The organism is Devosia sp. (genome assembly GCF_041917035.1).
Taxonomy (GTDB): Bacteria; Pseudomonadota; Alphaproteobacteria; order Rhizobiales; family Devosiaceae; genus Devosia_A.
Genome location: NZ_JAYRYM010000184.1, coordinates 1 through 7,343, shown reverse-complemented (window position 1 = coordinate 7,343; position 7,343 = coordinate 1). Strand labels below are relative to the sequence as shown.

Genomic DNA, 7,343 nt, shown 5'->3' with positions numbered 1-7,343 from the left:
AAAATACCGCGATATGCCGTGGCGCTCGGATGACGCCGCGTTTGCCGCCTGGACGCGGGGGCGGACGGGATTGCCGATCGTCGATGCGGGCATGCGCGAGTTGTGGACGACCGGCACGATGCACAACCGCGTTCGAATGCTCGTGGCTTCGCTGCTCACCAAGAACCTGCTCATCGACTGGCGGCACGGCGAGCGCTGGTTCTGGGATACGCTGGTCGACGCCGATGCGGCCAGCAATCCCGGGAACTGGCAGTGGGTGGCCGGGTCGGGGCTCGATGCGTCGCCGTATTTCCGCATCTTCAATCCGGTGACGCAGGGCGAGCGGTTCGATCCCGAAGGACGCTATGTGCGCCGGTGGGTTCCAGAACTCGCCGCATTGCCGAACGAGTGGATCCACCGGCCGTTCGACGCCCCGTCCTCCATCCTCGGCGCGGCGGGTGTGCGCATCGGGAGCACCTACCCCGCACCGATCGTCGATCTCAAGGCCTCCCGTCAACGCGCGCTCGACACCCTATCGCAACTGTAGCGCGCGGCGACAGATCGTGCCCCCAACAGCGCCCGGCACCGGGGCTTTCTTGCGAGGTCCGGGCGATCGCCGAAACGCATTACCCATTCGCGGGCTTGTCCCTTGGCAGCGGCGCGGGTGGGCTCTAGGTTCCGGACACGTACACAGCTCCCGCACGGTCCATGCCCAACTACCACGACGTCGTCTCCGCCATCGGCAACACCCCGCTGATACGCCTCAACCGGGTTTCCGATGCCACTGGCTGCGAAATCTGGGGCAAGGCGGAGTTCCTCAACCCTGGCCAGTCGGTCAAGGACCGCGCAGCTCTCTACATCGTTCGGGACGCCGAGCGGCGGGGTTTGCTGAAACCGGGCGGCACCATTGTCGAAGGAACGGCCGGCAATACCGGGATCGGTCTCACCATGGTGGCCAACGCGCTCGGCTACCGCTCGGTGATCGTCATCCCGGAAACGCAGAGCCAGGAGAAGAAGGACGCGCTGACGCTGCTCGGCGCCGAACTCATCCAGGTGCCGGCCAAGCCGTACAAGAACCCCAACAACTACGTGAAGCTCAGCGGTCGGCTGGCGAAGAAGCTCGCCGAGGAGTTGCCCGGCGGCGCCATCTGGGCGAACCAGTTCGACAATATCGCAAACCGGCAGGCGCATGTAGAGACCACCGGGCCGGAAATATGGGAGCAGACCGGCGGCAAACTGGATGGCTTCATCTGCGCCGTCGGCTCCGGCGGCACGCTGGGCGGGGTGTCGATGGCCCTCAAGGCGCGAAACCCTGACATCCAGATCGGCCTCGCCGATCCGGAGGGCGCGGCGCTCTTCAGCTACTACGTGGCCGGTGAACTGAAATCGTCGGGTGGTTCGATCACCGAGGGCATCGGCCAGGGCCGGATCACCGCCAATCTGGAGGGCGTCGTGGTCGACCGCGCCTACCAGATCCCGGACGCAGAGGCCCTGCCCTACATCTTCGACCTGATCGAGCACGAGGGATTGTGCCTCGGCGGCTCGTCGGCGATCAACATTGCCGGCGCAGTGCGCATGGCGCGCGATCTCGGACCCGGCAAGACGATCGTCACCGTGCTGTGCGACTACGGCAACCGCTACCAGAGCAAGCTGTTCAATCCGGAGTTCCTGCGCGCCAAAGGGCTGCCCGTGCCGCACTGGCTGGCGGAGCCGGCCTCGACCCAGTGGCGCGAGGTCCTCGAGGCGGAGCCGACGCCGTGACCGAGTTCCTGTTTCGCGAAAACAGCTATCTCCGCTCGACTGCGGCGACAGTGGTTTCGTTGACCGCAGAGGGCGGCATCGTCCTCGACCGGACGGTGTTCTATGCGACCTCCGGGGGGCAGCCCGGCGACAGCGGCCGGCTCGAGCGGGCCGACGGGACCGTGGTGGCGATAGCGGCGGCGGTTCACCCGGATGGCGACAAGACGGCTATCGTGCATGTGCCGGCGGATGGCGAGGTGCGCCCCGAAGTCGGCGAGACGCTTGTCGCAGTCATCGACTGGGACCGGAGGCTGAAGCTCATGCGGATGCACACGGCGCTGCACCTGGTGACAGTGGTGCTGCCGTTCCCCATCACCGGTGCCTCGGTCAGCGAGGACAAGGGCCGGGTCGACTTCAACATGCCCGAGACGCCCGGCGATCCTCAGGCCATCGAGGATCGGCTGAACGCGCTGGTGGACGCGGACCTTCCGGTCTCCGCCGAGTGGATCTCGGATGCCGAGCTGGAGGCCAATCCGGGGCTGATCAAATCGATGAACGTCAGGCCGCCGATGGGTCAGGGGCGCGTCCGGCTGGTCCGCATCGGTGACGTCGACCTGCAGCCCTGCGGCGGCACGCATGTGGCGCGCACCCGTGAGATCGGGCCGCTGCGGCTGGGCAAGATCGAAAAGAAGGGCGCCATCAACCGCCGAATCAACCTGCTGTTCGGCTGATCACTCGATCGGGGGGGCGTAGAGCAGCCCGCCATTGCTCCAGAGCGCATTCTGTCCCCGCAGAACCGCCGCCCCGGTGGCCGGACCGAAATTGCGCTCGAAGATCTCGCCGTAGTTGCCGACCGACTTGATCACGTTGGCGATGAACTGCTGATCGAGGCCGATGGCAGGTCCGAACGATCCCTCGAGTCCGAGCAGACGGCGGATGCGATGCGTCTTGGCGGCCCTCAGGGATTCGATATTGAGCGAGGTGACGCCCGCTTCCTCGGCATCGATCAGCGCAAACAGGGTCCACTGGACGATGTCGAACCACTGGTCGTCACCCTCCCGCACGACCGGCCCGAAGGCGCCCTTGGAGATGCGTTCGGGCAGGATGCGGTGGGTCGCCGGATCGGGGAGCGTGCGGCGCATGGCGTTGAGCCAGCTGGCCGGAGCCGACACGGCATTGCAGAGCCCGGCCTGGTAGGCCACCGCCAAATCCTCGCGATCCTCATAGAGCAACTCGGTGTAGGCGGCCTGGGTGGTGAAGAAGAACTCCTGCAGGTTGGCGAGCTGCTCGGGCTCGTCGACGATACAGATGCTGACGTTCTCCAGTTCGTAGGCCGAAACCACGCCGAGCGTCTGCGGCACCAGGACACCCTGCCCGTCGTAGAACGAGGTGGCGACATAGCTGGCGCCGAACCCGGTATCCCGACGCATGCTCCAGGGCGCGTTGCGCGCGACCAGGTCGATGCCGCCGGTCTGCAACAGCGCGAAGCGGCTCTCGCCCGAAAGCGGCAGGAACTCCATCCGGCTCGGATCGTTGAACACGGCAACCGCAACGGCACGGCAAAAATCGACGTCGAAGCCAGTCCAGCGGCCGTCGGACCCCGGCTGGGCAAAGCCCGGCAGCGGATCGGACGAGGCGCAGATCAGGTGACCGCGCTCGCGTATAGCCTTGAGCGTCGGACCCTCCGGCGCGGTTTCCGGGGCCTGAGCCAGAGACGGCAGCGCCGCCAGAGCAATTGCCCAGGCAAGCGCGATCGAGATGGCCGGCTTCAGTGACGCCAAAGGACTCTCCGCAGTACGGCCGGCACTATCGTGACGGCGAGTGGCGGGGTCAAGGCGGCAGGGCGACGACGTCCGACCGGCAGCCGATGCCTGCGGGCGCTCAGTGCAGGATCTGGCTGAGGAACAGCTTGGTCCGCTCGTGCTGGGGGTTGGAGAAGAACGCCTCAGGCTCGTTCTGCTCGATGATCTGGCCCTGATCCATGAAGATCACCCGGTTGGCGACCTGCCGGGCAAAACCCATTTCGTGGGTGACGCACAGCATGGTCATGCCTTCCTCGGCGAGGCTGATCATCACCTCCAGCACTTCCTTCACCATCTCCGGGTCGAGAGCGGAGGTCGGCTCGTCGAACAGCATGATCTTGGGGTTCATGCACAGCGAGCGGGCGATGGCAACGCGCTGCTGCTGACCGCCGGAGAGCTGCCCGGGGAACTTGTGTGCCTGCTCAGGAATACGGACCCGCTCGAGGTATTTCATGGCCGTCTGCTCGGCCTCGGCCTTCGGGATGCCACGCACCCAGATGGGTGCGAGCGTGAGATTCTGCATGATGGTGAGGTGCGGGAACAGGTTGAAGTGCTGGAAGACCATGCCGACCTCGCGACGGACCTCGTCGACGCGCTTGAGGTCGGAGGTCAGTTCCGTGCCGTTGACGATGATCTGCCCCTTCTGGTGCTCCTCGAGCCGGTTGATGCAGCGAATCAGGGTCGACTTGCCGGAACCGGACGGACCGGCGATGACGATGCGCTCGCCCGTCATCACCTTGAGGTTGATGTCGCGCAGCACGTGGAAATCGCCGAACCACTTGTTCATGCCGACGATCTCGACCGCGACTTCCGTCTGGCTGACGGACATGTGGGAACGGTCGATACTGCGGTCGACGACCAGCGAAGAAACGTCTGACATGACTACCTCTTGTGACCGGTATTGAGCCGGGTCTCCCAGTATCGGGAGTAGCGGGAAATGGAGAAACAGAACACCCAGAACACGGCGGCGGCGAAAATATAGCCGGTGACGGCCTGGGTCGGCGAGGCCCATTCGAGGGCATCGTTCTTGGTCTTCACCGCCTCGAGCAGGTCCTTCATGCCGACGATGTAGACGAGCGAGGTGTCCTTGAAGAGCGAGATGAAGTTGCCGACGATCCCGGGTATCACGTGCTTGAGGGCCTGCGGCAGCACGATGAAGCCCATGCGGCGCCAGTAGCCGAGGCCGAGCGCCTGGGCCGCCTCGTACTGGCCGCGCCCGATGGCCTGCATGCCGCCGCGGACCACTTCTGCCATGTAGGCCGACGAGAAGAGCGTCACACCGACCAGGGCGCGAAGCAGTTTGTCGACTGTCGTCCCCTGCGGCATGAACAGGGGCAGCATGATCGACGCCATGAACAGCACGGTGATCAGCGGCACTGCGCGGATCAGTTCGATGAAGGCGATGCAGAGCGTCTTGATGATGGGCAGCTTGGACTGACGGCCGAGCGCCAGCAGGATGCCCAGCGGCAGCGATAGGCAGATCCCCACCACGGAGATGATCAGCGTCACCAGAAGGCCGCCCCACTGCTCGGTCGGCACCTCGGGCAGGCCAAGCACGCCGCCGGCCAGCAGGATCACCGAGACGATCGGGAATGGAACAAAGAAGAGCAGTGCGTTGGCGAGCTTGTACGGTACGCGCGGCCACAGCAGCGGCACGATGAGCAGAGCGAACAGCGCGAACACCAGGTTCGGGCGCCAGTACTCCGCCATCGGGTAGAAGCCGTAGATGAAGAACTCGATCTCGCTGGCGACATAGGCCCAGCAGGCCCCGACGTTTTCCACCCGGCACTGCTCAACGGTGCCGCCCGGAGGCACTGCGCGGCCGATCAGGAAGCCGAACAGCGGCGGGATCACCCAGAGCAGGAACAGCGCCGCAAGCAGGGTGAGGACGGTGTCGGAAATCGACGAAAACAGGTTCTTTCGCATCCACGCCACGGCGCCGCTTTCGCGGCGCGGCGGAGACTGCTGCTGGACGATCTCGGAGCGAACGAAGGCAATATCGGCCATCGGCAGCTCCTAGCGCTCAACCAATGCCACGCGGGCATTGTACCAGTTCATCAGCGCCGAGGTGCTGAGCGACAGGATCAGATAGACCAGCATGGTGAGTGCGATCACCTCGATGGCGCGTCCGGTCTGGTTGAGCGTGGTGCCAGTGAACACGTTGACCAGTTCCGGGTAGCCGATGGCGGCGCCGAGCGAGGAGTTCTTGGTCAGATTGAGGTACTGGCTGGTCAGCGGAGGAATGATGACGCGCAGTGCCTGCGGCACGATGACGAGCCGCAACCGATCTCCCTCCTTGATGCCGAGCGCCTGCGCGGCCTCTGTTTGTCCGTGGCTCACAGACTGGATGCCCGCCCGCACGGTCTCAGCGATGAAGGCCGCCGTGTAGATGCTCAGCCCGAAGACCAGGGCGACCAGTTCGGGTGGCAGCTCGATGCCGCCCTTGAAGTTGAAGCGATTGAGCACCGGGATCTCGAAGGTCACCGCGGCACCGCTGAGCAGCCACATCGCCGCGACGAGCACGACGGTGATGGCGAGGCCGGTGAGGAATACCGGAAAGCGCCTGCCGCTGGCCTCCAGCCGTCGCCGCGCCCAGATCGAGATGGCAATCCAGGCGACGATCGAGACCGCCAGGGCGGCGAGCACCCAGCCGAACTGCTCGTCGAACAGCGGCCGGGGGACGAAGAGTCCACGCTGGTTGATGAACGTGTCGAACGGAAGAGCAATCGAGTCCCGCACGGCCGGCATCGCCTTGAGCACGGCGAAATACCAGAAGAACAGCTGCAGCAGCAGCGGGACGTTGCGGATGGTCTCGACATAGACGGTCGCAAGTCGCGAGACCAGGTAGTTCGACGACAGCCGCGCGATACCGATGGTGAAGCCGAGGATCGTGGCGAAAACGATGCCGACCAGTGCCACCAGGATGGTGTTGGTCAAGCCGACGAGGAAGGCCTCCCAGTAGAAGGAGGCCCGGTCGAAATGGAACAGCGAGAAGCTGATGTCGAAGCCGGACGTCTTCCACAGGAAGTCGAAGCCCGAAGTCTTGTTCTGCGCCCTGAGGTTGACCGCCGTGTTGTTGACGATCCAGACGAGGAACAGCACGACGAGGACGGCGACGACGATCTGGTAGAAGACACCCCGCACCACCGGATCGTTGAGGAAGAACGTGCGCGGCGGCGCCCGTCGCGCCGTGTCCATGCTTGCCATACGCGATTTGCCTCTGCCCAGGAGAACCATCGGGTGGCGGACGCGCAGCGGCGTCCACCACCAGCTTGGAATCCGGCGCCGCGAGGCGGCGCCGGACGCGCTGGATCAGCGGATCGGCGGCGAGTACTGGATGCCACCGTCCTTCCACAGGGCATTGAGACCGCGAGCGAGGCCGATCGGCGTCGACGGGCCGACGTGGCGCTCGTAGCTCTCGGAGTAGTTACCGATGTGCTTGATGATCTGGTAGGCCCAGTCCTTGGTCAGCCCCATCGGGGTGCCGAAGTCACCCTCGACGCCGAGCAGGCGCTTGATGGCCGGGTTGTCGGAGGCCAGCATGTCGTCGACATTGGCCTGGGTCACGCCGAGTTCCTCAGCTTCGAGCAGAGCGAAGTAGGTCCAGCGGGCGATGTTGAACCAGCCATCGTCACCCTGACGCACCACCGGGCCAAGCGGCTCCTTGGAGATGATCTCGGGCAGGATCACGTGATCGGCCGGATTGGCGAACTTCGAACGCTCGGCCGCGAGAGCCGAAGAGTCCGTGGTGTACACGTCGCAGCGGCCGTCCTCGTAGGCCTTCACCACTTCGTCCTGGTCGACGAACACGACGGTGTTGAA

The 7,343-nt window shown here is 65.0% G+C and carries 7 protein-coding genes and 1 pseudogene; 3 read left to right on the top strand and 5 right to left on the bottom strand.

All coding sequences use genetic code 11. The features are described from left to right. The 3 genes from ACE3TU_RS16315 to ACE3TU_RS16305 form a co-directional block, all read left to right on the top strand. On the top strand, positions 1-526 hold a 526-nt coding region (locus ACE3TU_RS16315; RefSeq protein ID WP_374626072.1), incomplete at its 5' end, for an FAD-binding domain-containing protein. A 161-nt stretch (positions 527-687) separates the two neighbouring features. Next, complete coding sequence (locus ACE3TU_RS16310; RefSeq protein WP_374626070.1) at positions 688-1,740, top strand: cysteine synthase A; 1,053 nt, start codon at positions 688-690, stop codon at positions 1,738-1,740. Then, the gene (locus tag ACE3TU_RS16305; RefSeq protein WP_374626068.1) at positions 1,737-2,450 is read left to right on the top strand and encodes an alanyl-tRNA editing protein; all 714 of its coding nucleotides are present in this window, start codon (positions 1,737-1,739) and stop codon (positions 2,448-2,450) included. Before ACE3TU_RS16310 ends, ACE3TU_RS16305 begins: the two co-directional genes overlap by 4 nt. Here ACE3TU_RS16305 and ACE3TU_RS16300 read toward each other — a convergent pair whose 3' ends face one another. From ACE3TU_RS16300 to ACE3TU_RS16280, 5 genes and pseudogenes are all read right to left on the bottom strand, one after another. Continuing rightward, positions 2,451-3,500, bottom strand: a complete 1,050-nt coding sequence (locus tag ACE3TU_RS16300; RefSeq protein WP_374626067.1) for an amino acid ABC transporter substrate-binding protein — start codon at positions 3,498-3,500, stop codon at positions 2,451-2,453. Positions 3,501-3,600: 100 nt separating this feature from the next. Further along, positions 3,601-4,401 (bottom strand): amino acid ABC transporter ATP-binding protein, encoded by an 801-nt coding sequence (locus tag ACE3TU_RS16295; protein ID WP_374626065.1) that lies wholly within the window; start codon positions 4,399-4,401, stop codon positions 3,601-3,603. 2 nt (positions 4,402-4,403) lie between these two features. Continuing rightward, positions 4,404-5,534 carry an amino acid ABC transporter permease gene (locus ACE3TU_RS16290; RefSeq protein ID WP_374626075.1) on the bottom strand — a complete coding sequence of 377 codons (1,131 nt, stop codon included), beginning with the start codon at positions 5,532-5,534 and terminating at the stop codon, positions 4,404-4,406. Between the two features lie 3 nt (positions 5,535-5,537). Then, positions 5,538-6,728, bottom strand: a complete 1,191-nt coding sequence (locus tag ACE3TU_RS16285; protein ID WP_374626063.1) for an amino acid ABC transporter permease — start codon at positions 6,726-6,728, stop codon at positions 5,538-5,540. A 105-nt stretch (positions 6,729-6,833) separates the two neighbouring features. Continuing rightward, a pseudogene (locus ACE3TU_RS16280) lies at positions 6,834-7,343 on the bottom strand (amino acid ABC transporter substrate-binding protein); the annotation flags it as partial.